The organism is Terricaulis silvestris (assembly GCF_009792355.1).
Classification (GTDB): domain Bacteria; phylum Pseudomonadota; class Alphaproteobacteria; order Caulobacterales; family Aquidulcibacteraceae; genus Vitreimonas; species Vitreimonas silvestris.
Window position 1 is genome coordinate 2,354,107 of the sequence record NZ_CP047045.1, and the last position, 21,906, is coordinate 2,376,012.

Below are 21,906 nucleotides of genomic sequence, written 5' to 3' on the forward strand. Positions count from 1 at the left end.
CGCGCTTTTTCCTAGCGAACGGCGTCCACGCGGAAGTCGCGCACCTCGCCGTCCGGCATTCGCCAACGCAGCACATAAACGGGCCGGGCGCCGTCCTCAAGGCGCGCGCTAATGAGTTCGCCTCCGTAACGGCCACGCAGGCTGTCCACGACTTCGCGCAGCGGGCGAATGTCTTGACCGCGATTGCCGCGATCCTGGGCCGGGATCAGGTTTTGGACCTGAAACGCCGGGCCGCGCTGATGCGCGCTGACCGGCGCTGCTACAGCGCTGGTCGCGACGATCGCGGAGAGGAGGAGCGTTTTGGCCCACATGACGGTTCCCGTGTACGGGGAGCGCACTGAACGTGCGCTGAATGTAACGGCAGCTTCGCCTTAACCCTGTGGGCGGGGCGGGACATAATCCCTTTTGGCCCATTTCTTGACGAATTTCTTCAAGTCCTCGTCCGGGGTTTCCGGCAGCATGACCTGCAGTTTCACGAACTGATCACCCTGGCCCGCCACGCCTTTGCCTTTAAGTCGCAGCGTTTTTCCGGTGTTGGAACCGGCGGGGATGGTGAGGGTGACTGGGCCGGTCGGTGTTGGGGCCTGAACGCGGCCGCCCTCGACGGCCTCTGTCAGCGAGATGTTCAAGTCCATGTGAACGTCTTGGCCTTCGCGGCGGAAGAACGCGTGCGGGCGCACCGTCAGTTCCACCAGCGCATCGCCTGCCGGCCCGCCTTGCACGCCGGCGCCGCCCTGATTCTTCAAACGCAGCACTTGGCCGCTCTCGACGCCTGCCGGAATGGCGACATCGAGTGTGCGGCCTTCAGCCAGTGAAACGCGGCGCTTCGCGCCGTTGATAGAGTCGAGGAAATCCACTTCCAGCGTGAAGCGAATATCGCGGCCGCGCATGCGCGAATAGCTGCGGCCATTGCCGAAGCCTGGGCCGAACAAGTCTGAGAAGATGTCGCCGAGGTCGAACGCGTCCTGCGCACCGGCCCCACCAGGGCCGGGCCCGGCCCCTGCGCCGGCATGCGCGCGCGCGCTTTGCCGTGGCCGCGAGCTGAACGCCATGCGTTCGTTGCCGTCGGCATCGATCTCACCGCGGTCGTAACGGGACTTCATCACCGGATCGGAGAGCAAATTGAACGCAGCGGTCGCGCGCTTGAAGCGATCCTCGGCTTGCTTATCGTTGGGACGCACGTCGGGATGCAGCTCCTTGGCCATGGCGCGGTACGCACGACGAATTTCGTCGGCGGTCGCGGTGCGGCCGAGGGCTAGCGTGGCATATGGGTCCCAACTCAAACTGACTGCGCTCCGGCCTTCGGGCAGATTTTGGCAGCGATGAGGTCAGACCCGATGGAATCAGACCGCGCCGGCATTCTGGCCCGCCTGGCTATAATGTTATGGTTAACTCCTTGTTCAACCCTGGCGCACCGTTCTCTCCCATCTGGGCGACTCGGAGGCGCAACGAGACAGGCGGAGCACCGAAATCAGCGATCTGGTCGGCGGCGCCGTAGAGGTGAGCCGGGTTTGTGACGTTCACACTTCGCTTCAGAACGTCCGCGCCGTCGAGGATATCCAGGACGTAGCTTTCCGGCGCCGCGCCGAGCGGCGGCTCGCCCGGCCCCCAAGCGTCGCCGCCCACACGTGCGCAACGCACCCAGCTGATCGCGACGTCGCCGCTCGGTTCACGGCGTGCGCGAAGATGCGCCGGCGCCCAAGGACGCAAAGCGGCGTGCGGCAAAGTGAGCGTGAGATGTTCGGCGCGTGGATCGGTAGCGAGTGCGTTCGCGGGCGGCGCCGCGAACGCCAGCGGCTCATTCCATTCGTGCGCGCCAATCTCAGCGCGCGCCAGCCGCGCGTCCAGCTTCACGATGCGGGCCCCGACCGGATGCGGTTCGCGCATCGCGGGAGCGGAGCCGAGCTGGCCGCGTAGAAAGCCCGAGAGTTGATACTCGTTCGGCGCGACCAATTCGCACGAACGCGCTTGCACAACTTCCCAGTCTCCGTCAGCGCCTTCGATTGCGAACACGTTGTCGCCGTTCAACACGGCATCGGGCGTCGCGCTCGCGAGTGCGCCGCCGTAGAGCTTGATCCGGATGATGTTGCCATCGTCCCACCGATCCACTGGCCCCGGCCACAGCGCCCACAATAATTCACCCATCACCGCAGGCTGCGCGACGGTCGCGCGGCGGCTCAGCGCCGCTCCTGCGTAGAGCGCATGCGCACCGCGCCAGGGTGACGCGTAGATCGCGACCAGCGGCCGGCTCTCGCCTTCGGCCTTCGGCAAGGGAGGCAGATTGAGAACTGAGACGGCTGGAGTCGGCGCGGGCGTCGACACCGGCGCGGTCGGATCGCCGATCTGCGTTTGGGTCGGGGCCGCTGCGCGCGCGCGACGAACATCGAGCTGCCGTTCCGCGCCATCCTCGATTGCGGCGATCTCAAACAGGTCGGACCCGCCGGCGAGCGTGATGCGGTCGCCGGGCTCCAGTGCCAGATGCGCCGGACCGAGTGCTATATTCAGCGCTTCGGCCGCCGCGCGGCGATCCGCGAGCACGCTTTGCGCGATGCGTTCTGCCGCCTCCGCTTCGAGCACAAGCGGGGCGTCCAAGCTGATGACGCCGACTTCGGCGCGGTCCAATCGCCGCGCACTGGCGCCGCCGATCAGGTAATCTCGCGCCGCATCGATAAAGCGCACGCGCGCCTCAATTGGCGCGTCCGCCGCATCCGAGCGCCGCGCAAGCGGTGTGGCGACCGTATCGGCAGTGAGATCGCTTATAGCGACATCCACAGGCGCCGCGTCGTCAGCGTGAAAGAACACAATCGCGCCCTCACGCTCGGCCGCGCCGAAATCGTAAGCGGCCATCAACGGCTCCAGCGCCGCACGCGCCTCCATTGGCGCATCCACGACGTAGCCGCTCAACGCGCCGACCAAGGCCGACGCAGCAACGTCTTCCGCGTCGGCGCGCGCACAGATATCTGTCACCACTTCGCCGAGCATTGAGAGCCCAGCGCGACCATTGAGCCAATGACCGCGCCGCCACGCTGGTCCGTCACTCCAGACCTGGCTCAATGCCGGAAACGCCGGATGTGGCCGCGCATCCCATGCCCAGAGGAATGCGCGCTCGATCATCGGCAGGCCGGTGAGCGACGAGACGGGGTTGGCTTCGCCTTCCGCGTCCCAGTAGCGCAGATACGCTTCGAGCGTGCGGCGTTGAATGAGATCGTCGCGCGCGCCTGAGGAGAAGGGCGGCAACATGCTCTCGGCGCTCTTCGCGTCGATGAAAAGGTTGGGCGCGTTGGCGCCTTTGTCGATTGCGGGGCAACCGAGTTCGATCAGCCAAACCGGCTTCGACTCCGGCGTCCAGGCTGTCGGCGAAGCTGCGCGCACGCCGGCCGGGCGATCGAAGTGCGGGTGCGCCCAGAAATTGCGCACGTCCTTGGCGCGATAGATCCAAGGCTCGGCGTGAGCGCCGTCGGTGATCGACGTGCGCGTTTGCGCCGCGCGATCAGCGTCGGAGGCGTAGAACCAATCGTAGTTCTCACCGGCTTCGATCCGGCTTTCCAGATAGGCGCTATCGTGCGGATGCTTGGTAATCGTGGCGTCGAGGTGCCCGATCCCATCACGCCAATCGGTCAGCGGTGGATACCAATCGATGCCGACGACGTCGATCTCGTCATCGGCCCAAAGCGGATCGAGATGGGAGAGCACATCGCCCGACCCGTCTTGCGGGCGATAGCCTCCGTACTCACTCCAATCTGCCGCATAGGTGAGTGTCGTGCTCGGACCGAGCATGGCGAGAACATCGCTGGCGAGATCGCGAAGAGCGGCGACGACAGGAAAACTGGTCGCACTATCGCGCGCCGTTGTCAGGGCGCGCAGTTCCGATCCGATGATGAACGCGTCGACGCCGCCCGCGAGTGCGGCGAGCTTTGCGTGATGGAGGACGAAGCGGCGGTAGGACCATTCGTTTGGACCGGAATAGGTGGGCACGCCTTCACCGGCGCCAAAATCAGATGGCGCAGCAGCGCCGAAGAAGCTTTCAATCTGCGTTGCCGCTGCGCCCGTCTTGTCCACCGCACCCAGCTGACCGACCGCGGGATGCGGTGTAATGCGCCCGCGCCACGGATAGGCCGCCTGCTCCGCGGCGCCGTAAGGATCCGGCAATGCATCGCCCGCCGACACGTCCATCAGCACGAACGGGTACAAACTCACCGCATAGCCGCGCGCTTTCAGCGCCGCGATCGCTTGCAACACGCTCGCATCACTCGGCGTCCCGCCATAGGCCGGCGCGCCCTCAAACTGACTGACGACGTGCGCGCCGCCGCGCGTGACGCCGCCCGCGCGCCAACTCACGGGCGTCGTGCTTTTCTCATCCAACTCGACGCCAGGCCGGATTTGGCATTCGCCGCAGCGCAGGTCATCGCCGAACCAGGAGACCACTAGCAGCACGCTCTCACAATTGGGAAAATCCTGCTGAAGCTGATCAAGCGACACCAACAGGTTGGCGCGGTCCCGTTCGGCGTGAACGTTTTCCGCCGTCTCTTGGCCCGGCCCGATGCGGCGCATCACGGGCTCGGTGGCGTACACGAACTCCCCCGAGCCAGGGATCAGACAGATCGCTTTGACGCGGTCCTCGAAGCGCGGGCCGGGCGTGCGTTGTGGCGCCGGCCGCACGATCTCAAATGAAAGCTGCGGGATGGTGTTGCCGAAGCGGTCGAGCGGCAGATCTTGCCTCAGACGTAGCTGCCTTCCGCGACTGCGTCGTAGTCCAGGAAGCCGCGCGGCTTGTCATCGCCATCGCCATTGACGAACGCGGCGCGCTCTTGGCCCGCGAAGGCTTCTTCGACTTCGGTCGCGATCCATTCTTCGAGATTGACGAAGCTGTCGTCGAGCAACGTCTGTGTCGCGGCGAGGTTGGCGTAAAGCTCTGAGGTTGGGAATTCGAGCAGTGCCAGTGTCGGCGAAGTCGTCTGCGTGCGCGCCGCGGTTTCCGCGACCCAACCCGTGCCGGCGTTGGTGAGGCTGATCGGCTTCTTGAACACGTTGGCGCCGGTGGTGCGCACGGTCGCAATGCCGCGCATCGGCGAAACCTGGCGCAAACGTGTCTCAATCATGCGGTCGAGTTCAGGGGGCGCGACGTAGCCGCCGTCGGCGCCGCCCGGAGTGGGATCACCAACGACCGAAAGTGCTTTCGCCTCGAATTGCGCGAGCGCCGAAATATCGCCACGGCGAAGGTATGAACTCCATGCCGACTTGTGCTCGCTCAGCGCCGGATCAGCAGCAAGCCCCGGCCGGCGGCCGGCGAGTGCTGCGCGTTCGATCTGCGACTTCTGCTCACTCAGCGCCCGGTCGATGCGATCGACCTTCTCTTCCAAGAGAACGTCGGCGCGTTTACGCTCGATTGCGTCGAGGCGCGCGTCGTTTGCGGTCTTGAAGTCCTCGAACGCGCGCATGAGCGCGTCCTGCGCGCCAACAGGCGCGGCCTTGGTCTCTTTTCTCACGTTTTTCTCCTAAGCTAGCGCGGGTGAACTCTCGCGCAAGAGTCAACCGCGCTTGCGGCTGCATCGGATGGGTCACGATGGACACTTCCAGAAGCTCGATTTCTTCCAACACGCGCCCGCTGGCTTTGCGGTGCGCCACGATCGGCACGAACCCGATCGACAACCCATCGACGCCGCGGGCGATCAAACGCCTGGCGCGCGCGGCGCCGGGCAGCTCGTCGCGGATCTGGCCTCGCAGGTAGAGCCCGCGCCCATCCTCGCGCACAACATCCCAGTGCCCGGCATGCAAGCGCCGTTCGTGTTCAACCAGCATCGGCAGCGGCTCACCGCGCCGCGCCAAGCTCGACGCGAAAGCGCCGGCGCGCACCACGTCCGCCATCTGATCCGCGACGCCGAACAGAGCGGCGTAGCCTTCGATGATCACGGCTCGAGCCGCGCCTCGATGCGCGCGAGCGAACGGCGCGCGTCCGCAACTTGCTCTTCCAACCGCGCCAGGCGCTCGGCTACTTCAGGCTGCGTCGCGACGGCTCGTTCTACCTCTTCCAACCGCGCCGCAGCGCGGCCAGCCCAGATCAAACCACCAGCGGTTCCAGAAACAGCGCAAGAATGAGCGCCAGCGTGACGCGCGGATCAATCCTCATTGCGCACGCTCCGGCGTCTCGACTCCCGCCATCCGGCGCTTCTCGTCCTCGCTCAGGAAATTCGCGCTGCCGATGCGCGACCACAAGGCCTCGCGCTCAATCGTTAGCGCTGGCACATTCTCGACATCGACATTCACTGCAGCAGGCCCGGTCTCGGGCCAGCGATCTCCGATCCACGCTTCGATCCCCCGCGCACCTTTCATGGCGAGCGGCAAAGCTGTCTGGCGCCAGAACGCCAAGTTCGCTTCGCGGTAGTTGGAGTAGGTGTTGTCGCCAGGAATGCCGAGCAACATCGGCGGCACGCCGAACGCCAACGCAATGTCGCGCGCGGCCGAGTGCCGCGCTTCGCTGAAGTCCATCTCCGACGGCGAGAGCGACATCGGCCGCCACTCCAGTCCGCCTTCCAAAAGCATTGGCCGGCCAGCGTTTGCGGCGCCGACATGCATGTCTTCCAGCTCTTGCTTCAAACGCCGGAATTGCTCTTCGCTCAAGCGATCCGCGCCGCCGGCGCCTGTGAACACAAGCGCGCCTGACGGCCGCGCCGCGTTGTCGATCAGTGCTTTGTTCCAGGCGCCGCCGGCATTGTGGATGTCGATGGAGAACGCCGCTGCTTCCATCGGCGAGAGCCCGTACCAGTCGTCGGCCGGATGAAAGAGCTTGAGATGCAGGATCGGCGCATCGCTCGTGACCGGATCGCGTTCGAACTTGCGCACACTTGAACCAACCCGATGCTCCCATCCCACCGGCCAACCATCGGCGCCAGGCACAACGCTCATCCGGTCTGGCCGAAGCACATAAAGCTCGGACGGCGCATCGCTCTCGATGCTCGCCGCTTCGAGGTACGCGTTCCCCGAAACCTGCAGGTGGCCGTAGAACGCTTCCAGCAGCTCAATCCCGGTTTGCTCAGGGTTGGGTCGTGCCAGCAAACGCGCCAGCGGGTGATCCGCCGGGCCGACCTTCAGCGGCGCACTTGCCGCGGCTTCGGCGATCATGCGCACACAACGATACGCGATCGCGTTGCGCGCATAGCCTTCGCGCGCGAACACGCTGGGATCGCGCGCCGACCAGGCCGGGCGCCCAAGCGCGTGCCACGCCAACAGCTTTCGCTCCACGCGCGGCGCGCGGAGACGTCTCCACCAATCCAACATCTAGAGCTTTCTCGTTAAAGTATCCGCACGCGCGGCTGTGCGCCGCCCATGAACAAATCCGTCAGCGCCCACACCAGTGCGTCCACGCGATCAGGGCTGGCCTTCGCAACACCGGCGCCGAACGCGCACATCTCGTCTTCCAGCGCCGGGAACACGCCAGCATGTGTCACGCGCCCTTGCGCGTAGTATGCTGCGACGGGTTCGGCCCGCGCGCGCTTGCCTTTGCTGGCATGAACCAAGCGCACGAAGAACTCCGGCGCAGCTGCGCGCAGAACCTCTCGCACCATTTCGCCGCCGTTGTTCGCCTCGGCGACAATTGCATCAGCACCGACGGATCGCGCCAGCGCTGCCGCGCGCCCGGCCCACTCGTGTGGCGCCGCGCCTTGGATGGTGGCGTCCGCCAGCACTACAACCTGTCGCGCCGCGCCTTCGCCATATGCGCCCGCAGCGATGATGCCGCACGAGTCTGCCTCAGCGCCCACGCTCGCCGGCGGATCGACGGCGACAACGACGCGATCAAACTCCGCATCGACATTGCGCCGCAACGCTTCAACTTCCGCGCGCCGCCACAGCGCACCTTCGAACGTCTCGATCAGTTCACCCAACAATTCCTGCCGGTGATACGCAGTGCCCGCCCAGCGCTCGTTCAGCTTGGCGACGAAGTCCGGCGAGACGTTGTGCCGGTTCGCCCAAGTCGCAGATATTGACCGGACCGTGTCGCGCGCATCGAGCAGGCGCTTCAGCGCCGGCATCGGGCGCGGTGTCGTAGTCACCATCAGCCGCGGCCGTTCGCCCAAACGCAAACCATGCTCCAGGGTCGAGAGCGCTTCCTCTGGATACGCCCAGAAACACAATTCATCCGCCCACGCCGCATCGAACTGCGGCCCGCGCAGCGACTCTGGGTCCTCCGCCGAAAAACAGTACGCTTGCGCTCCGTTGGCCCAGCAGAGCCGCTTGCGGCTCGCCTCATAGACGGGCCGTTCATCGGCCAGGGCGCGTAAGCCCGATGAGCCTTCGATCATAACCTCGCGCACATCTTGAAACGTCGGCGCGATCAGCGCGATCCGCCCCGCTTTGCTCCATCGCGCCAATTCCGAAACCCATTCCGCGCCAGCGCGGGTCTTGCCGGCGCCACGTCCGCCCAAGAACACCCAAGTGCGCCAGTCGCCGTCCGGCGCGATCTGTTCCTCCCGCGCCCAGAACCGCCAATCATTGAGCAGATCCTGTAGCTGCGATGCGCTGAAGCACGTCGTCAGGTGCGCCAGCCCTACTGGCGTCAACGAACACAGCAATGCGGCGGCGCAGTTCGGCGCGTCTGGACTGCTCATCTTCCTCCACGGACGGCGCAACCGGCGCCGCCATTAGTTCACCTACTTCTCGCTCCGCCTTGACCAGCGCCGAGATGGCTTTCGCCCGTCGATCGGCGTCCGAGGCGTTGTCGCCGCGCGTCATCGCCACGAGCGCATCGTTCAGAAGGCGCTTCATCGTTTCAGCTGCTTCGCTCATCGTTGCCTCCTCGAAACCCAAAGCCTCGACAGTGCCTGGATGCTAAGGCTTGGCCGGGTCGGTCGGATAGATTTTGGAGAAGTCCAACCGAATCTGTGCTTTGAACGCGGAACTTGAGGGATACGCAGGGGCTCTATCCGCGTTTCTCCCGCCAGAACGCTGGCCAGAATTCGGCCATACCTCTATTGGACACCCGCTCCCGGAGAACTCCTTGTCCGATCTACCACCAGACCCGCGCCGCGGCATCGACTGGGCGAAGCTGCGCGCCGCCGCGCAGACGCACGCCGCTGCGATCGGCGACCGCTCGAACTTCACATGGCGCCGGATCGCGAGCTTCGCGGCCGGCGGCGTGTTGCTGTTCGTGTTGGCGCTCTGGATTTGGATTTACTGGGGCCTGCCGCGCGTTCCGGATGCTGAAGCGCTGTGGGCGCTCAATCGTCAACCGTCGATTATGTTTGTCGACACCGAAGGCGAGATCATCGGCGTGCGCGGGCCCTATTATGCGCGGCGCGCAACGCTCGCAGAGCTGCCCGAATACGTGCCGCAGGCCTTCCTCGCGATCGAGGACCGGCGCTTCTATCAGCACGAGGGCGTCGACCGCATGGCGATCTTCCGCGCCATCCTCGCCAACCTTCGCGCCGGCGAGACGGTGCAAGGCGCGTCAACCATTACGCAGCAGCTCTCGCGCAATCTTTTCCTCACGCCGAACCAAACCATCAACCGCAAGCTCCGCGAGATGGTGCTCGCATCCCGCATCGAGCGGCGGCTGACCAAAGATGAGATCCTCGAGCTCTACCTCAACCGCGTTTATCTCGGCGACCAGGCTTACGGCGTCGATGCAGCCGCGCGGCGTTTCTTCGGAAAAACCTCAAGTGAGTTGACACTCGCGGAAGCCGCCATGCTGGCTGGTTTGCCCAAAGCGCCATCGCGCTCGGCGCCGACGGAGAGCATGGAACGGGCGACAGCGCGTCAGCACGTCGTGCTCGATGCGATGGTCGAGGCAGGCTTCATCACCGCCGAGCAAGCCGCCGAAGCCAAGGAAGAGCGCATCCGCGTCATCGAGCGCCCGAGCACCGAACGCGCCATGGGCTACGCGTTCGATCTCGCCGTCGAACAAGCACGCGCCGCCGTCGGCCGCGACACACCCGACCTCGTGATCCAGATGACGATTGATCGTGACGTCCAAGAGGCAGCCGCCAACTCGATCCGGCGGCGCCTCGGCAACCGCGCCTTCGGCCGCCGCCCGCTGCAAGCCTCGATGATGGCCGTCAACCGCCAAGGCGCAATCGTCGCGCTCGTTGGCGGGACTGATTACAACACGTCGAAGTTCAATCGCGTCACCCAAGCCGAACGCCAACCCGGCTCAACATTCAAGACGTTCGTCTACACCGCCGCGCTTGAAGCTGGCCTCGACACCGAAGATGTGCGTTACGACGAACCCGTCGTCATCGATGGCTGGCGCCCGCGCAACTACGATGACGGCTATCGCGGCGCCGTCACGCTGCGCACGGCATTTGCGCTCTCGATCAACACTGTCGCTGCCTCTGTCGCCAACGAAGTCAGTCCACGCCGTGTCGCCGACGTCGCCACGCGCCTCGGCATTACCGACATGCCCGCTCGCGGCCAATTCGTGCCGCCTTCGATCGCGCTGGGCTCTATCGAGACGACGCTGTGGGACATGACATCGGCGTTCGCCGTTTTCATGAATGACGGCCGGCGTATCGACGCGCACATCATTCAGTCGGTCTCGAACTCCGCGGGTCAGCTGCTGTATACGCGCCCGCCCTATGAAGGCGCGCGCGTCCTCGACGAGCAAGTCGTCCAGCACATGACCAGCATGATGGGCGCTGTTGTCCTGCGCGGCACCGGTACAGGCGCCAGCCTCGGCGGGCGCGACGTCGCAGGCAAAACCGGCACCAGCTCCGATTGGCGCGACGCCTGGTTCGTCGGCTACACCGCCGACTACACTGCCGGCGTCTGGGTCGGCCACGACGACTTTACCTCGATGGGCCGCACCACCGGCGGCACCTTGCCGGCGCAGATCTGGAACGACACCATGCGCGTCGCGCACCAGGGCGTCGAAGATCACCCGCTCCCCGGCATCGAGCAGCCAGCGTATTCGCCAGCGGAAATAGAGACGGCGTCGTTCTTCGACGATCTCGCCAATGCTTTCGGCGATTCCGGCAACGATCTGGGTGACGCGCTCGAAGAGATTTTCAACTAGTCTCGCGCGATGGCAGGTCCAGCTCTCGCGCACGCAAAGGACTTGCGCCTAACGCTGGGCAGCGCGCCGCTGTTCGAAGGCGTCTCCTTCGTCCTGCACAAGGGCGAGTGCGCCGCGCTCATCGGCGCCAATGGCGCCGGTAAATCGACGCTGATCCGCATGCTCGCCGGAGAAGCTGAACCGGACTCAGGCATCATCACCTATGCCTCCGGCACGGTGGTGGCGCTGGCGCGCCAAGAGCCGGATATGGAGGGCTTCGCCACCCTCCGCGACTACGCACGGGCGCCTTCTGTCAGCATCGCCAGCAGCGACCGTCCGGCGCCCGCGCACGACGCTGACTCCGAACTCGAACTCTTCGGGCTTGATCCCTATCGCGCGCCTACCGGTCTCTCCGGCGGCGAGACGCGCCGCGCTTCTCTCGCGCGTGCATTCGCCGCTGGGCCAGACATTCTGCTCCTCGACGAACCAACGAACCATCTCGACATCGCGGCGATCGAACTGCTTGAACAACGTGTCGCTGCGTTCAACGGCGCCTGCCTGATCGTCAGTCACGACCGCCGCTTCCTCGAACGCGTCACCACCGCGACGCTTTGGTTGCGGCAACGCCGCGTCCTCACATCCGACGAAGGCTATGCGCAGTTCGAGAGCTGGGCAGAACGCATTGAGGTCGAAGAGGAACGCTACGCCGCGCGGCTCGAAACCCACCTCAAAGCCGAAGAGCACTGGCTCCGCCGCGGCGTCACAGCCCGCCGCTCGCGCAACGAAGGTCGTCGCCGCAAGCTGGAAGCCATGCGCACGGAAAAGCGCGACTTCAAGGCTCTCAGCGCAACGCCAAAGGCTGCGTTGCAAGCCGACAAGGGCGCGGAATCCTCGAAGCTGGTGATCGAGGCCAAACGCGTATCGATCGCGTACGGACGTCCCATCGTGACCGACTTCTCCACCCGCATCATGCGCGGTGATCGCGTCGGCGTCGTCGGCGCCAATGGCGCGGGTAAGACGACACTGCTCGAACTTCTGCTCCAGCGCCGCGATCCGGAGTCCGGCGAAGTTCGCTTGGGCGGCAACCTCGAAATCGCCTACGTCGATCAATCGCGCGCCATCTTGGGCAACGCCGGCACCATCTGGGACGCGCTTGCGCCACGCGGGGGCGATCAGATCATGGTGCGGGGCCGGCCAAAGCACGTCGCTGCGTACGCCGGCGAATTTCTGTTCTCGCCCGCGCAGCTCCGGCAACCCATCGACGCGCTTTCCGGCGGCGAACGCAATCGCCTCGCGCTAGCGGTGGCGCTGGCCAAGCCGGCGAACCTGCTCGTGCTCGATGAGCCGACGAACGATCTCGATATTGATACGCTCGACGCGCTCGAAGATATGCTCGCCGCTTACGACGGCACCGTGATCCTGGTCAGCCACGATCGGGCCTTTCTCGACGGCGTTGCAACGCAAATCATTGGCCCCCTCGGCGACGGCAAGTGGGTGGAGGCACCGGGCGGCTGGTCTGATTTCGAGCGCGAGTATGGCGGTGTGAAACCGAAACGCCGCGAGCAACCTGCAGCTCAACGCGCCGAACCCAAGCCGCAAGCGCCACGCAAGGCCACCAAGCTGAGCTACAAGGACGAACGTCGCGCCGCTGAACTCGATACGCTGCTGCCGAAGCTATCTGCGGAAATCGGCGTACTCGAAGCAAGTCTCGCCGCTTCCGGCGTCTTCGAGCGTGACCCGAAAGCGTTCCACACGACCGCAGCCCGCCTCGAAGCGGCGCGGGCCGAGCACATTGCTGGCGAAGGCGAATGGTTGGAGATTGAACTCAAGCGCGAGGCGCTCGCGTCGGAGGAATGAATCCTCTGTTAACCGTGTGCGGGCATGGTCACAGCCATGCGTCTGACCTCGCCCTTCATCGCCCTGGCACTCGGCGCCGCGCTCGCGGTGGCGACTTCGGCCAATGCCACCAGCCAGCGCGTTAACGGCTCATATACGAGTGTGACGACACACGACGCCAACGCATGCGCGCGCGCTTGCGCCGACGACGGGCTCTGCATTGCCTGGATCCGACACGCCGACGGCGCCTGCGCACTTATGGCGATCGCGCCTGAGACGCCGGCGCCGACCGGCACCGAGGCCGGCATCGCCTCGCGCGCGCCTTCGTTTGCTGCATGGCCCGCTCCAAGCGCGGCCACAGAACCCGTAATCGCGTTGCCCATCGCAACGCAGGAAACCGCATTTCACCAGCCGGAAACCGAGGCGACACTGGCGCTCCTCGGCGGGCCTGATGGGGAAACGCTGCGCCCTCGTCTCGGAGGCCGGCAATGAAGCGCGCGGGACAATTTATTAACGGGCGTGAATTAGTGTCCCGCCGGATTCAGGAGCTCCCGGCCTAATGTCCCAACCGCGCTTCGCAAAACTGGTTGACCTTGCGCGCACGACCGATAGCGGCCAGCGCCGCGAGTTGCTGCGCGAAGTCACCGATCTCTTTTTCGAAACTTCCGCCTCGCGCTCGGAGCGCGAAACGGCGCTGTTCGATGATGTGCTCCAACTCGTCGCCGCCGAGATGCAGGAGAATGTCCTGGCGGAGTTGGCGCAACAATTCGCCAATGCAGACGACGCGCCCGTGGGCCTGATGCGCGACCTGGCCAACCACGCCTTTGAGATTTCCGAACCGGTGCTGAGGAACAGCCGCGTGCTCGATGAGCAAACCCTGCTCCAGATCGTGAACTATCAAAGCCAGCAGCACATCAAGGCCGTCGCTCAACGCGATCAAGTCAGCGAGACGCTCTCCGACGCCATCGTGAAGTTCGGTGATGACAATGCGCTCGATGCGCTCATCCGCAACGAAGGCGCCGACGTCTCGCGCACCAGCATGGAAGCCGCCGTCGATCGCGCACGCCGCAACGCCGTGCTGCATGAAGGCGTGGTTCAACGCCGCGACCTGCCGCTCGATCTCTTGAACGAAATGTATTTCGTCGTCGAAGCGAGCCTGCGCAACCAGATCATGCAGCGCAACGCCTCGGTCGATCCCGCCACACTGGACGCCGCCCTCTCCAAGGCGCGCGCTCGCATCACCAAGTCGGTCGGCGACATGGGCGCGGAAGCGAAGAACGCGATGGCGTTCATCCAGTCGAAGAAGAACAACGGCGAACTCAATGCGCGCCTGCTGGTTTCGCTCTATCGCGAAGCCAAACGCACCCACTTCCTCTACGGCCTGGCCGAAATCACCAATCTCGAACACGAGACGGTCGCCAGTCTGCTTGAGCGCAAAGACATCGACGGCCTCGCCATGATCTGCCGCGCCTCGAACATCGAGCGCCCGCTGTTCGTCACGCTGGCGGTGCTGGCATGCGGCGGCGAAGAGGCGATGGACCGGGCCGAAGAGTTCGGCAAGCTCTACAACGCCGTACCGATCGAAGCCGCGCAACGCGCCATGCGCTTCATGAAAGTGCGCAAAGCGGCCTAAGCCGCGCGTTCCTTGGTGTCGGAGAAGCGAACCTTGGGGTTCTTCTCCTGCACATAGCCGATTTCCCAGGCGCTTTTGCCGAGATAGACCGGCGAGCCATCGACGTCTTCAGCCATCTGCGACTGCGACTTGTCGATGAACGCATCCAGATCGGCGCGCGCATCGGCGCTTACCCACCGCGCAGCTTGATACGGCGACGTTTCGAACACGACGTCCAAGCCGTATTCCGCCTTCATCCGCTCGTCGAGCACATCAAACTGCAGCGCGCCGACGGCCCCAACCACAAGGTCGCCGCCCTGCACCGGCTTGAACACCTGCGTCACGCCCTCTTCGCCCAGCGACTCCAGCGCTTTGCGCAAGTGCTTCTGCTTCAGCGGATCGCGCACGCGCACGCGTTTCAGAATTTCCGGCGCGAAGTTCGGAATGCCCTGAAACACCACTTCGCCGCTTTGCGACAGCGAGTCCCCGACGCGCAGACCGCCATGGCTCGGTATGCCGATGACATCGCCCGGAAACGCCTCGTCGGCGATCTCGCGCTCTTGCGCCATGAACATCAGCGGATTGTGGACGTTGAAGCCCTTGCCCGCCGCCGTCTTCAACGTCATGCCGCGCTGAAACTTGCCCGACGAAATGCGGAAGAAGCCGACGCGGTCGCGATGCTTCGGGTCCATGTTCGCTTGGATCTTGAAGATGAAGCCGGTGACATCGGCGCGTCCTGGCGCGACTTCCGTCTCCGTGCCTTTCACCGTCGCCTTCAACGGTCGCGGCGGCGGCGCATTCGCCGCCAGCCCCGCCAACAGTTCCAGCACACCGAAGCGTCGCAATGCCGAACCGAAGTAAACTGGCGTTAGGTGGCCTTCGCGAAACGCGGTCAGATCGAACTTTGGCAGCCCTTCGCGCGCCAGCTCAGCCGTCTCTTCCAGTTCCTTGCGGACATCGTCCGTGACGTTGTGCAAGTAGGAGTTCGTCCCGCGCTTCTGCCGATCCTCGACAGCAAAACCCTCTTCGCCATGCTCCAGCCGGCGGAACGGCACGAACTCTTCCGTTGACAGATCGAGCATTCCGGCAAAGCGCTGCCCGGACGCGGCCGGCCAATACATCGGCGCGGTATCCATCGCGAGCTTGGAGTGTATCTCATCCAGCAGCTCGAACGGATCGAGCGCCTCACGGTCCATCTTGTTGATGAACGTTGTGATCGGGATGTCGCGCAGACGGCAGACTTCGAACAGCTTCAGCGTCTGCGGCTCGATGCCCTTTGCGGCATCGAGCACCATGATCGCGGAATCTGCCGCAGTCAGCGTTCTGTAGGTGTCTTCCGAGAAATCCTCGTGGCCCGGCGTGTCGAGCAGATTGAACACCAAGCCTTGGTGCTCGAACATCATCACCGACGACGACACCGAAATCCCGCGCTCGCGCTCGATCTTCATCCAGTCGGACTTGGTGCGCCGCGCCTGCCCGCGCGCAGCAACTTCGCCGGCCAAGTGAATGGCGCCGCCGGCGAGCAGCAGGCCTTCGGTCAGCGTCGTTTTGCCGGCGTCGGGGTGCGAGATGATCGCAAACGTGCGGCGGCGAGCGGCCTCGGTGGCGGGGTCGGCGGACATGGCATCCAGGGTTAAAGCGAAGCGCGCGTTTACGCTCCCCGGCGCAGCGGAGCAACCCGAACCGCCTCAAGCCGCGCCGGAATCGACCCGTTCCATCAGGAAATGGCGGCCAAACTTGTCCTCGATCTCGATCACCCAGACATCCGGATCGTTGTCGGCCCGCTTGCGCACGTAGGCGTCCACATCCGCCTCAACGTCCCCGAGCGACCCCGCGGAGAGGTCAAGCCAAATACGCTCCCCCTCACCATCGCGCGCCGGCGCATAGAGCCGGGCCTTGCCGTTCATGGTCGCCACCTTGACCAACACCGCCCCGGCGTCCGTGTCGCCCTTGCGGGTCACGCCCGCGAAGGCGCCGGCGATGGCGGCCCGGCGCATCAGCGCCGTGGCCCAAAAATCGGTCTTCAGCTCGTCCATGCCGCACCCCGGCGTTCACTAGAACGCAACCACCACACCTTAACCTTTGCCGCTCGCATGCGCCTCCTCTTCCTTGCCGCGGCCTTTGGCCTGCTGACCGCCGCTTCGGCCTCCGCTGACGCGCCCAACGCACGCGCCGCCTACGCCGAGCGCCGGGGCTTGATCGAAGCCGACACGCAATGCCGCCTCTTCACCACCTCAATCCGCTCCGCACTCCAAGTTGGCGCCGCCCAAGCCCGCGGCGCGCTGCTGCGCTCAGGCTGGACCAACGCGCAGATGCGTGAACTGGAAAACGCCGCCGTCACCGCCGCGCGCGCCCGCACGTGCACCGACCAGCGCACGACGACTGCCGCCGCCGACGTGCGGCGCGTGTTCGGCATGTGGGTCAACGCCGGCACGATGGAATTTCCGGGCTGGGAACGCACCTGGATCGCGCGCCGCGCCGCGGTCACCGATCCAGCCTGGCGCTTGAGCCAAGCCGTCGATGCGCCAATCCCCGCCGTGTTCGGCGTGCGCCAAAGCGGCGACGCACAACACCTCACCCTCGTTATCCTCGTCGCGCGCGGCGCGACCGCGCCAACGTCCGTCACACTGGTCATGCGCGATGCTGCACGAGCGCGCGTGCAAGAAGTCAGTCTCACACAACGTATGTCCTACGGCATCGAAGCCGGTGTTCCCGCGCCCAACGCCGCGACCAGCGCGCCATCAACGCGCACAATTGAACATCTCGAGGGCGGCCGCTCGCAAGCTGTGTTCACGTTCCCGGATACAGCCTTCCGCGCACTGATGACGCTCGACCCGCGCGAGTCCGTAGAACTGCGCGTATCGGGCCGCACAACGCAGCGTTTGTTCGTTGAAGTCGGCGACGTCGGCGCAGCGCGCGCCTTTCTTACGATCCGCTAGGGCGCCAGCACTGGCAGCGTGATACGAACGAGCGCGCCGCCGCCTGGTGCGTCGTGGAAACTCAGCGCGCCGCCGTGCAATACCGCGAGAGCGCGCACGAGCGACAATCCAAGTCCGGTCCCCTCAGCCCGCGCGCCGCCTGAACCGCGCTCATACGCCTGGCCAAGCTTCTCGCGCTCTTCCTCGGGAATGCCCGGTCCGTTGTCCGTCGTATCCAGCACTAGCGCGCCGTCCACCATTGCCGCACTCACGAACACGCGGCCGCCCTCCGGCGTGAACTTGATCGCGTTGCCCACCGTGTTGATCAACATGCGCTTCACGGAGCGATCGTCGGCGCGCACCATCAGCGGCGTCTCCGGCGTCAGCATGCCCAGTGCGATCTGCTTCTTCTCAGCGCTATCGGTAGAAAGCCGCGTCACCTCTTCCACGACGGCGCGCACATCAAACGTCTGCAGATCAAGCTCGTACCGCCCCGCCTCGATGCGCGAGAGATCAAGCAGATCGTTGACCAGACTAAGTAGGTGCGTGCCGCTTTTACGAATGAGGCCCGCGTACTCGACATAGCGATCGCTGATGTCGCCGAAGATCTTGCGCTCGATCATCTCGGAGAAGCCGAGGATGTGCGTCAGCGGCGTGCGCAATTCGTGCGACACTTCCGCAATGCGCTGGCTCATCGCCGCTTCGCGCGTGTGCGCGCGCCGCCCAAGCGCCATCACGCCGGCGGCAAAAACGATCGAAACCACGGTCATGATCTCCGCAAATGGTCCGAGTTCCGCGCGCGCGTCGAAGCGCGATAACAGCGCTGCCAGCGCATATCCCAACACCGCTGCCGCGCCCGCTTCCGGCGCCCAGGGCCTCCCCAGCGCGATCGCCATGGCCGGCACTATCAACAGCCCCGCCGCCAGCGGCGAACTGGCCCCACCGGTTCCCGCGACCAAACCTGTCAGAGCTGTAAGCCAAACCGCGAGCCAACCCGCGTCGGCCCACTTCCGGCCAAAACGCAGCAACAAGGTGAAACCCGTTAACGCTGGCGCGATCGCCAAAGCAGCAGCTAGCGCGGTCGGTGCGCGCTCTGCACCGTTCGCAAATGCCAAAAGCACCGCCGAAACGACGCCCGCAAGCCAAAACCAGCACGCCATCCCCAGCGCCACTGCGCGTGGCGCTGCTATTGCTGGAGAGTTTGCTGCGTGTTGTGTTGACACTGAGAGCCGGCCCGCGAGTAAAAGACTTCTTAACGCGATGGCGGACATGCTGCCCGCTCTGAGTCGCCCTCGGAAGCGGACTCGCCATCAAGGATTTAGGGGAGTGAGCCCATGCGAAGCCTAGCGGTCTGGACGACTACCGCTGCCGTCGCCCTTATTGGCGTCGCCAACGCTCAAACAGCTGCGCCCGCGGCCGAGGCCGCGCCCGCGGCGACGACCAGCGCAAGCGATCTGCAAAGTGCGATCACGGCTTACGCCGCGTATCACAACGATGTCTCCGGCCTGCGCGCATCGACGGTCGGCAACGCCAACCAGCTTGAGACCGCGCTCGACACTGTTGCGCGCCACAACCGCGATGCGATCACACGCGGTTGGGTTGCCTACGGCGCCCAAACCGCCACGCAATCGCCGGCCTTCGTGCAAGGCGTCCGCGACGCCGCCGCCTATTACGGCCGCGATGCGGTGATCTGGGCCGTCACGGTCGATCCGTCTTACGCGCGCGGCCTGCGCGGCGGCCAAGAGGCCACCCGCTTACTGCTCGACTCCGCCAACGCAGACAGCGCCCGCATCATCAGCGTCGCCGACCGCTATCAGGAACTCGCCTACTCGCTGCAACGTCAGCGCTGGGCCAACCAGGTCGCGCCACAGCAAGCAGCGCGCGTGCAACGCATCCGCACGCTCGGCACCGCTAGCGGCCACACCGCAGCGATCCCGTCGGAAATGTCGCCCCGCCTCACGGTTGCGCCGCTTTCGATCACCACGACGGACGCCACCGCTTACGGCGGCCGCCGCTTCTGGGACGCGCTCGGCGGCAACGCTGAAGTGACAGAAGTCGCCGCACAGCCGGTCACCTATCAGTGGCGCGCCAACGTCACCCGCGCCGAAGTGCTGGACCGCATGTCGGCGGTCGCGGCGCTGCAAGCGCTAGACGCGGTCGACGCCAACCAGAGCGCTGTCACCCGCCTTATCGCCGATCCGCGCTCGCGCGATTGCTTCGAGATGGCCCAACTGCAGCTTTATCAATGCATGTCGGCCGCGCGCTTTCGTTATGAAAACGCGTTCTGCCTTGGCCAGCACGGCCTCCGCGATATCGGTACCTGCATCGGCGCCGTCGCCCAGCCGGGTGAAACCGCGATGACACCCGTCACCACGGGCGGCAGCGGCGGGCGCGACTAAGCCGGCCTTGTTCTAAGCCGCGTTCCAGCGCATCTCAGGGCTATGCCGAGCGCCGATCAAGCGATCCAAGACCTCGCTGACGAATTTGCGCTCCTCCCTGACTGGGAGGAGCGCATTTCGCATGTGATCGAGCTTGCGCGTTCGCTTGAACCGTTGCGTGACGACGAACGCACCGAACACAACCGCGTGCGCGGCTGCGCCAGCCAAGTCTGGTTGGTTTCGGAGCGCCGGCCCGAAACGCCGGAAAGGCTCTATTTCCGGGGAGATTCCGATGCGCACTTAGTGCGCGGCGAAATCGCCATGCTGATGCGGGTCTTCTCCGGTCGCACACCGTCGGAGATCCTCGCCGTCGATCCGCGCGCCATGTTCGATCGCCTCGGCCTTGGAGAAGCCCTGACAGCGCAACGCTCCAACGGCCTCTTCTCAATGATCAGTCGCATCCAAAGCGAAGCCCGCGCAGCGCAGAACGGCTAACCTGCCGCCAGTTGCGACAACGCCAACTTTAACGCGATCTTGCCCGACCGCGCTGGCCAAGCTTCGGCGCGCTCCAGCATCTCCAGCCCCTCCTCGCGTAAGCATACGCGCTCGACCACGCGCCGCAACGGCGGCGCCAATCGCTCCAGCGCCTCGGCGCTTCGCCGCTTTGCATCGCAATGCGCAGCGAGCGCGGCTTCGCGTCCGTTGCCGCCGCCGCGCGTTCCACTCATGGGCGGCGCTGCCCAATCGGAGCCGCGCACCATGCCGCGCTCGGCCGCTTCCCAATCGCTACGCAAGCGGCTCGCCGCCGCCAGTTCGGCGCCGTTGAGCCATGGTGCGCCGGCGGCGTCGCGCAACGCGGCGAGCCGGCGAAGCGTGGCGTCCGCATCGTGACCGCGAACGGTGGCGACGCCGCCGTCAGGGCCGACAACGGCGCGGTCGATCACGTCACGGTGCTGCGCCACGAACGCTTCGCCGGGCGCAGCTTGCTCGCGCCGCGCGCGCGAGCGGCCCGCTTCGCTCAGTACGAAGGCGTCGTCAGCCACCGGTTCGAGTGCGCCATCGGCGTGCAGGCTGTGCACTTCGTCACGGGTCAACCGCACGATCGGCCTGCGCCGCCGGTCGGCGTTGGGATAGAGCCCAAAATGCGCGCCGCTTCGTTCCGCCGCGAGGAGATGCGAAGATACGGCCATGCGCTCCAACGCGCGCGTCACGTTCCGCGCGCTCATGCCTTTGCCCCTTGCGGTGCGCTTGCCGGCGCGTCGCGCAGCATCGCCTCGAGCGCGCCGATCCAAAGATCGAACTGCATCTCATCGCGGCGATCCTCGATCGCGTGGCAAGCATACGCGACGGTTGAGCGATCGCGCCCAAAAGCCGCCGCCACGCGCGACAAACTCAGCTCAAATCCCGTGTGACAAAGGTAAGCCGCCACCTGGCGCGCAAACGCGACTTGCGACGATCCCCGCGCATCCCCCAATACGTCATCAGCCGGTACATCCAGCGCATACGACGCTACACCAGCGGCCAATCGCGCGGCGGCTTCGTCGCGCGCACGGCGTTCTGAAACGCCCATTCAACACCTCCACCTAGACCTCCCATGACCCACCGACATTCGGAGGATACAGGCGTCTCAGAGGTGTAGGATAGATTTTTTCCTAGTATTAGGATTATTTTCCGCTAACTCGGAAAACCGCGCCTATTCGGCCCGCCGTGCGTGGCCGAGGCCCATCCGCTTGGCCAGATTGGACCGCTCCTTCGCGTAGTTCGGCGCGACCATCGGGTAATCGTGCGGCAAACCCCACTTCGCGCGGTATTCGTCAGGTGTCATCGAATATCGGGTACGCAGATGGCGCTTCAGCGACTTGAATTTCTTGCCGTCTTCCAAGCAGATGATGAAATCCGGCGTCACTGATTTCTTGATCGCGATGGCAGGTTCTTGCGCCGGGTCCTGAGATACAGGCGCGGTGCCCGATACCTCATTCAGCGCCAAGTAAACCGTCCGGATTAGTCCCGGTAAATCCTGGGGCGGGACCTGATTGGCTGAAACGTATGCGGATACTATCTCGGCAGCCATCTCGACCAAGTCATTCTTTGCTTCCATTTCAGTCCGCCAGCTAAGGGAAACAAAAGTCGCGGCAATCTAGAACGAGGCGAGAATAACGCAAGCGCATCTGCACTTCA

General features: G+C 65.0%; 22 protein-coding genes. 7 read left to right on the forward strand and 15 right to left on the reverse strand.

The window, feature by feature from the left end:
• Nucleotides 1–11 precede the first annotated feature (11 nt).
• The 9 genes from DSM104635_RS12020 to DSM104635_RS12055 all read right to left on the reverse strand — a co-directional run bounded on the left by DSM104635_RS12020 (nucleotide 12) and on the right by DSM104635_RS12055 (nucleotide 8,781).
• Complete coding sequence (locus tag DSM104635_RS12020; protein ID WP_158766429.1) at nucleotides 12–311, reverse strand: PepSY domain-containing protein; 300 nt, start codon at nucleotides 309–311, stop codon at nucleotides 12–14.
• A gap of 60 nt (nucleotides 312–371) precedes the next feature.
• Nucleotides 372–1,283 carry a DnaJ C-terminal domain-containing protein gene (locus tag DSM104635_RS12025; RefSeq protein WP_158766430.1) on the reverse strand — a complete coding sequence of 304 codons (912 nt, stop codon included), beginning with the start codon at nucleotides 1,281–1,283 and terminating at the stop codon, nucleotides 372–374.
• A gap of 91 nt (nucleotides 1,284–1,374) precedes the next feature.
• Nucleotides 1,375–4,722, reverse strand: coding sequence for a baseplate multidomain protein megatron (locus DSM104635_RS12030; RefSeq protein ID WP_456119847.1), 3,348 nt, complete (start codon nucleotides 4,720–4,722; stop codon nucleotides 1,375–1,377).
• Nucleotides 4,719–5,486 carry a phage major capsid protein gene (locus DSM104635_RS12035; protein ID WP_158766432.1) on the reverse strand — a complete coding sequence of 256 codons (768 nt, stop codon included), beginning with the start codon at nucleotides 5,484–5,486 and terminating at the stop codon, nucleotides 4,719–4,721. The genes DSM104635_RS12030 and DSM104635_RS12035 overlap by 4 nt, the downstream gene beginning before the upstream one ends.
• Entirely contained in the window at nucleotides 5,377–5,910 is a 534-nt protein-coding gene (locus tag DSM104635_RS12040; RefSeq protein ID WP_228445673.1) for an HK97 family phage prohead protease, read from the reverse strand. Before DSM104635_RS12040 ends, DSM104635_RS12035 begins: the two co-directional genes overlap by 110 nt.
• Nucleotides 5,907–6,062, reverse strand: a complete 156-nt coding sequence (locus DSM104635_RS19920; RefSeq protein WP_228445674.1) for a hypothetical protein — start codon at nucleotides 6,060–6,062, stop codon at nucleotides 5,907–5,909. The genes DSM104635_RS12040 and DSM104635_RS19920 overlap by 4 nt, the downstream gene beginning before the upstream one ends.
• Before the next feature lie 61 nt (nucleotides 6,063–6,123).
• Nucleotides 6,124–7,275, reverse strand: coding sequence for a phage portal protein (locus tag DSM104635_RS12045; protein ID WP_158766433.1), 1,152 nt, complete (start codon nucleotides 7,273–7,275; stop codon nucleotides 6,124–6,126).
• Between the two features lie 14 nt (nucleotides 7,276–7,289).
• A complete protein-coding gene (locus DSM104635_RS12050) occupies nucleotides 7,290–8,603 on the reverse strand; it encodes a DNA-packaging protein (RefSeq protein ID WP_158766434.1) in 1,314 nt (437 codons plus the stop codon).
• Complete coding sequence (locus tag DSM104635_RS12055) at nucleotides 8,485–8,781, reverse strand: hypothetical protein (RefSeq protein ID WP_158766435.1); 297 nt, start codon at nucleotides 8,779–8,781, stop codon at nucleotides 8,485–8,487. The genes DSM104635_RS12050 and DSM104635_RS12055 overlap by 119 nt, the downstream gene beginning before the upstream one ends.
• A 211-nt stretch (nucleotides 8,782–8,992) precedes the next feature.
• Between DSM104635_RS12055 and DSM104635_RS12060 the strand changes: the two genes are divergently transcribed.
• The 4 genes from DSM104635_RS12060 to DSM104635_RS12075 all read left to right on the forward strand — a co-directional run bounded on the left by DSM104635_RS12060 (nucleotide 8,993) and on the right by DSM104635_RS12075 (nucleotide 14,453).
• Nucleotides 8,993–11,005 (forward strand): transglycosylase domain-containing protein, encoded by a 2,013-nt coding sequence (locus DSM104635_RS12060; protein WP_158766436.1) that lies wholly within the window; start codon nucleotides 8,993–8,995, stop codon nucleotides 11,003–11,005.
• 9 nt (nucleotides 11,006–11,014) lie between these two features.
• Nucleotides 11,015–12,841 (forward strand): ABC-F family ATP-binding cassette domain-containing protein, encoded by a 1,827-nt coding sequence (locus tag DSM104635_RS12065; RefSeq protein WP_158766437.1) that lies wholly within the window; start codon nucleotides 11,015–11,017, stop codon nucleotides 12,839–12,841.
• Nucleotides 12,842–12,877: 36 nt separating this feature from the next.
• The gene (locus DSM104635_RS12070) at nucleotides 12,878–13,312 is read left to right on the forward strand and encodes a hypothetical protein (protein WP_158766438.1); all 435 of its coding nucleotides are present in this window, start codon (nucleotides 12,878–12,880) and stop codon (nucleotides 13,310–13,312) included.
• A 67-nt stretch (nucleotides 13,313–13,379) separates the two neighbouring features.
• A complete protein-coding gene (locus DSM104635_RS12075) occupies nucleotides 13,380–14,453 on the forward strand; it encodes a DUF2336 domain-containing protein (RefSeq protein WP_158766439.1) in 1,074 nt (357 codons plus the stop codon).
• Here DSM104635_RS12075 and DSM104635_RS12080 read toward each other — a convergent pair.
• Both DSM104635_RS12080 and DSM104635_RS12085 read right to left on the reverse strand, forming a co-directional pair.
• Nucleotides 14,450–16,054 carry a peptide chain release factor 3 gene (locus DSM104635_RS12080; protein ID WP_158766440.1) on the reverse strand — a complete coding sequence of 535 codons (1,605 nt, stop codon included), beginning with the start codon at nucleotides 16,052–16,054 and terminating at the stop codon, nucleotides 14,450–14,452. The two genes, DSM104635_RS12075 and DSM104635_RS12080, sit on opposite strands and share 4 nt — an antisense overlap.
• A 66-nt stretch (nucleotides 16,055–16,120) precedes the next feature.
• Complete coding sequence (locus DSM104635_RS12085) at nucleotides 16,121–16,468, reverse strand: DUF1491 family protein (protein WP_158766441.1); 348 nt, start codon at nucleotides 16,466–16,468, stop codon at nucleotides 16,121–16,123.
• A gap of 57 nt (nucleotides 16,469–16,525) precedes the next feature.
• Between DSM104635_RS12085 and DSM104635_RS12090 the strand changes: the two genes are divergently transcribed.
• Nucleotides 16,526–17,371, forward strand: coding sequence for a hypothetical protein (locus tag DSM104635_RS12090; RefSeq protein ID WP_158766442.1), 846 nt, complete (start codon nucleotides 16,526–16,528; stop codon nucleotides 17,369–17,371).
• Here the strand turns inward: DSM104635_RS12090 and DSM104635_RS12095 are convergent.
• Nucleotides 17,368–18,510, reverse strand: coding sequence for a sensor histidine kinase (locus tag DSM104635_RS12095; protein ID WP_158766443.1), 1,143 nt, complete (start codon nucleotides 18,508–18,510; stop codon nucleotides 17,368–17,370). The genes DSM104635_RS12090 and DSM104635_RS12095 overlap by 4 nt on opposite strands.
• A gap of 174 nt (nucleotides 18,511–18,684) precedes the next feature.
• Here DSM104635_RS12095 and DSM104635_RS12100 point away from each other — a divergent pair, with 174 nt between their 5' ends.
• Together DSM104635_RS12100 and DSM104635_RS12105 are read left to right on the forward strand one after the other, a co-directional pair.
• Entirely contained in the window at nucleotides 18,685–19,749 is a 1,065-nt protein-coding gene (locus DSM104635_RS12100) for a hypothetical protein (protein ID WP_158766444.1), read from the forward strand.
• 42 nt (nucleotides 19,750–19,791) lie between these two features.
• Nucleotides 19,792–20,223, forward strand: a complete 432-nt coding sequence (locus DSM104635_RS12105) for a SufE family protein (protein WP_158766445.1) — start codon at nucleotides 19,792–19,794, stop codon at nucleotides 20,221–20,223.
• On the opposite strand, the gene DSM104635_RS12110 is transcribed toward DSM104635_RS12105, so the two are convergent.
• The 3 genes from DSM104635_RS12110 to DSM104635_RS12120 form a co-directional block, all read right to left on the reverse strand.
• A complete protein-coding gene (locus DSM104635_RS12110; RefSeq protein ID WP_158766446.1) occupies nucleotides 20,220–20,954 on the reverse strand; it encodes a DUF6456 domain-containing protein in 735 nt (244 codons plus the stop codon). The two genes, DSM104635_RS12105 and DSM104635_RS12110, sit on opposite strands and share 4 nt — an antisense overlap.
• Nucleotides 20,951–21,298, reverse strand: coding sequence for a helix-turn-helix domain-containing protein (locus DSM104635_RS12115; protein WP_158766447.1), 348 nt, complete (start codon nucleotides 21,296–21,298; stop codon nucleotides 20,951–20,953). Before DSM104635_RS12115 ends, DSM104635_RS12110 begins: the two co-directional genes overlap by 4 nt.
• Nucleotides 21,299–21,421: 123 nt before the next feature.
• Nucleotides 21,422–21,826 (reverse strand): Ros/MucR family transcriptional regulator, encoded by a 405-nt coding sequence (locus DSM104635_RS12120; protein ID WP_158766448.1) that lies wholly within the window; start codon nucleotides 21,824–21,826, stop codon nucleotides 21,422–21,424.
• Nucleotides 21,827–21,906: the final 80 nt, after the last annotated feature.

Coding starts and splice junctions, on each gene's coding strand:
- DSM104635_RS12020 (WP_158766429.1), bottom strand. CDS start 311: ATGTGGGCCAAAACGCTCCTCCTCTCCGCGATCGTCGCGACCAGCGCT.
- DSM104635_RS12045 (WP_158766433.1), bottom strand. CDS start 7,275: ATGTTGGATTGGTGGAGACGTCTCCGCGCGCCGCGCGTGGAGCGAAAG.
- DSM104635_RS12050 (WP_158766434.1), bottom strand. CDS start 8,603: ATGAGCAGTCCAGACGCGCCGAACTGCGCCGCCGCATTGCTGTGTTCG.
- DSM104635_RS12055 (WP_158766435.1), bottom strand. CDS start 8,781: ATGAGCGAAGCAGCTGAAACGATGAAGCGCCTTCTGAACGATGCGCTC.
- DSM104635_RS12065 (WP_158766437.1), top strand. CDS start 11,015: ATGGCAGGTCCAGCTCTCGCGCACGCAAAGGACTTGCGCCTAACGCTG.
- DSM104635_RS12070 (WP_158766438.1), top strand. CDS start 12,878: ATGCGTCTGACCTCGCCCTTCATCGCCCTGGCACTCGGCGCCGCGCTC.
- DSM104635_RS12075 (WP_158766439.1), top strand. CDS start 13,380: ATGTCCCAACCGCGCTTCGCAAAACTGGTTGACCTTGCGCGCACGACC.
- DSM104635_RS12080 (WP_158766440.1), bottom strand. CDS start 16,054: ATGTCCGCCGACCCCGCCACCGAGGCCGCTCGCCGCCGCACGTTTGCG.
- DSM104635_RS12085 (WP_158766441.1), bottom strand. CDS start 16,468: ATGGACGAGCTGAAGACCGATTTTTGGGCCACGGCGCTGATGCGCCGG.
- DSM104635_RS12090 (WP_158766442.1), top strand. CDS start 16,526: ATGCGCCTCCTCTTCCTTGCCGCGGCCTTTGGCCTGCTGACCGCCGCT.
- DSM104635_RS12095 (WP_158766443.1), bottom strand. CDS start 18,510: ATGGCGTGCTGGTTTTGGCTTGCGGGCGTCGTTTCGGCGGTGCTTTTG.
- DSM104635_RS12100 (WP_158766444.1), top strand. CDS start 18,685: ATGCGAAGCCTAGCGGTCTGGACGACTACCGCTGCCGTCGCCCTTATT.
- DSM104635_RS12105 (WP_158766445.1), top strand. CDS start 19,792: ATGCCGAGCGCCGATCAAGCGATCCAAGACCTCGCTGACGAATTTGCG.
- DSM104635_RS12110 (WP_158766446.1), bottom strand. CDS start 20,954: ATGAGCGCGCGGAACGTGACGCGCGCGTTGGAGCGCATGGCCGTATCT.
- DSM104635_RS12115 (WP_158766447.1), bottom strand. CDS start 21,298: ATGGGCGTTTCAGAACGCCGTGCGCGCGACGAAGCCGCCGCGCGATTG.
- DSM104635_RS12120 (WP_158766448.1), bottom strand. CDS start 21,826: ATGGAAGCAAAGAATGACTTGGTCGAGATGGCTGCCGAGATAGTATCC.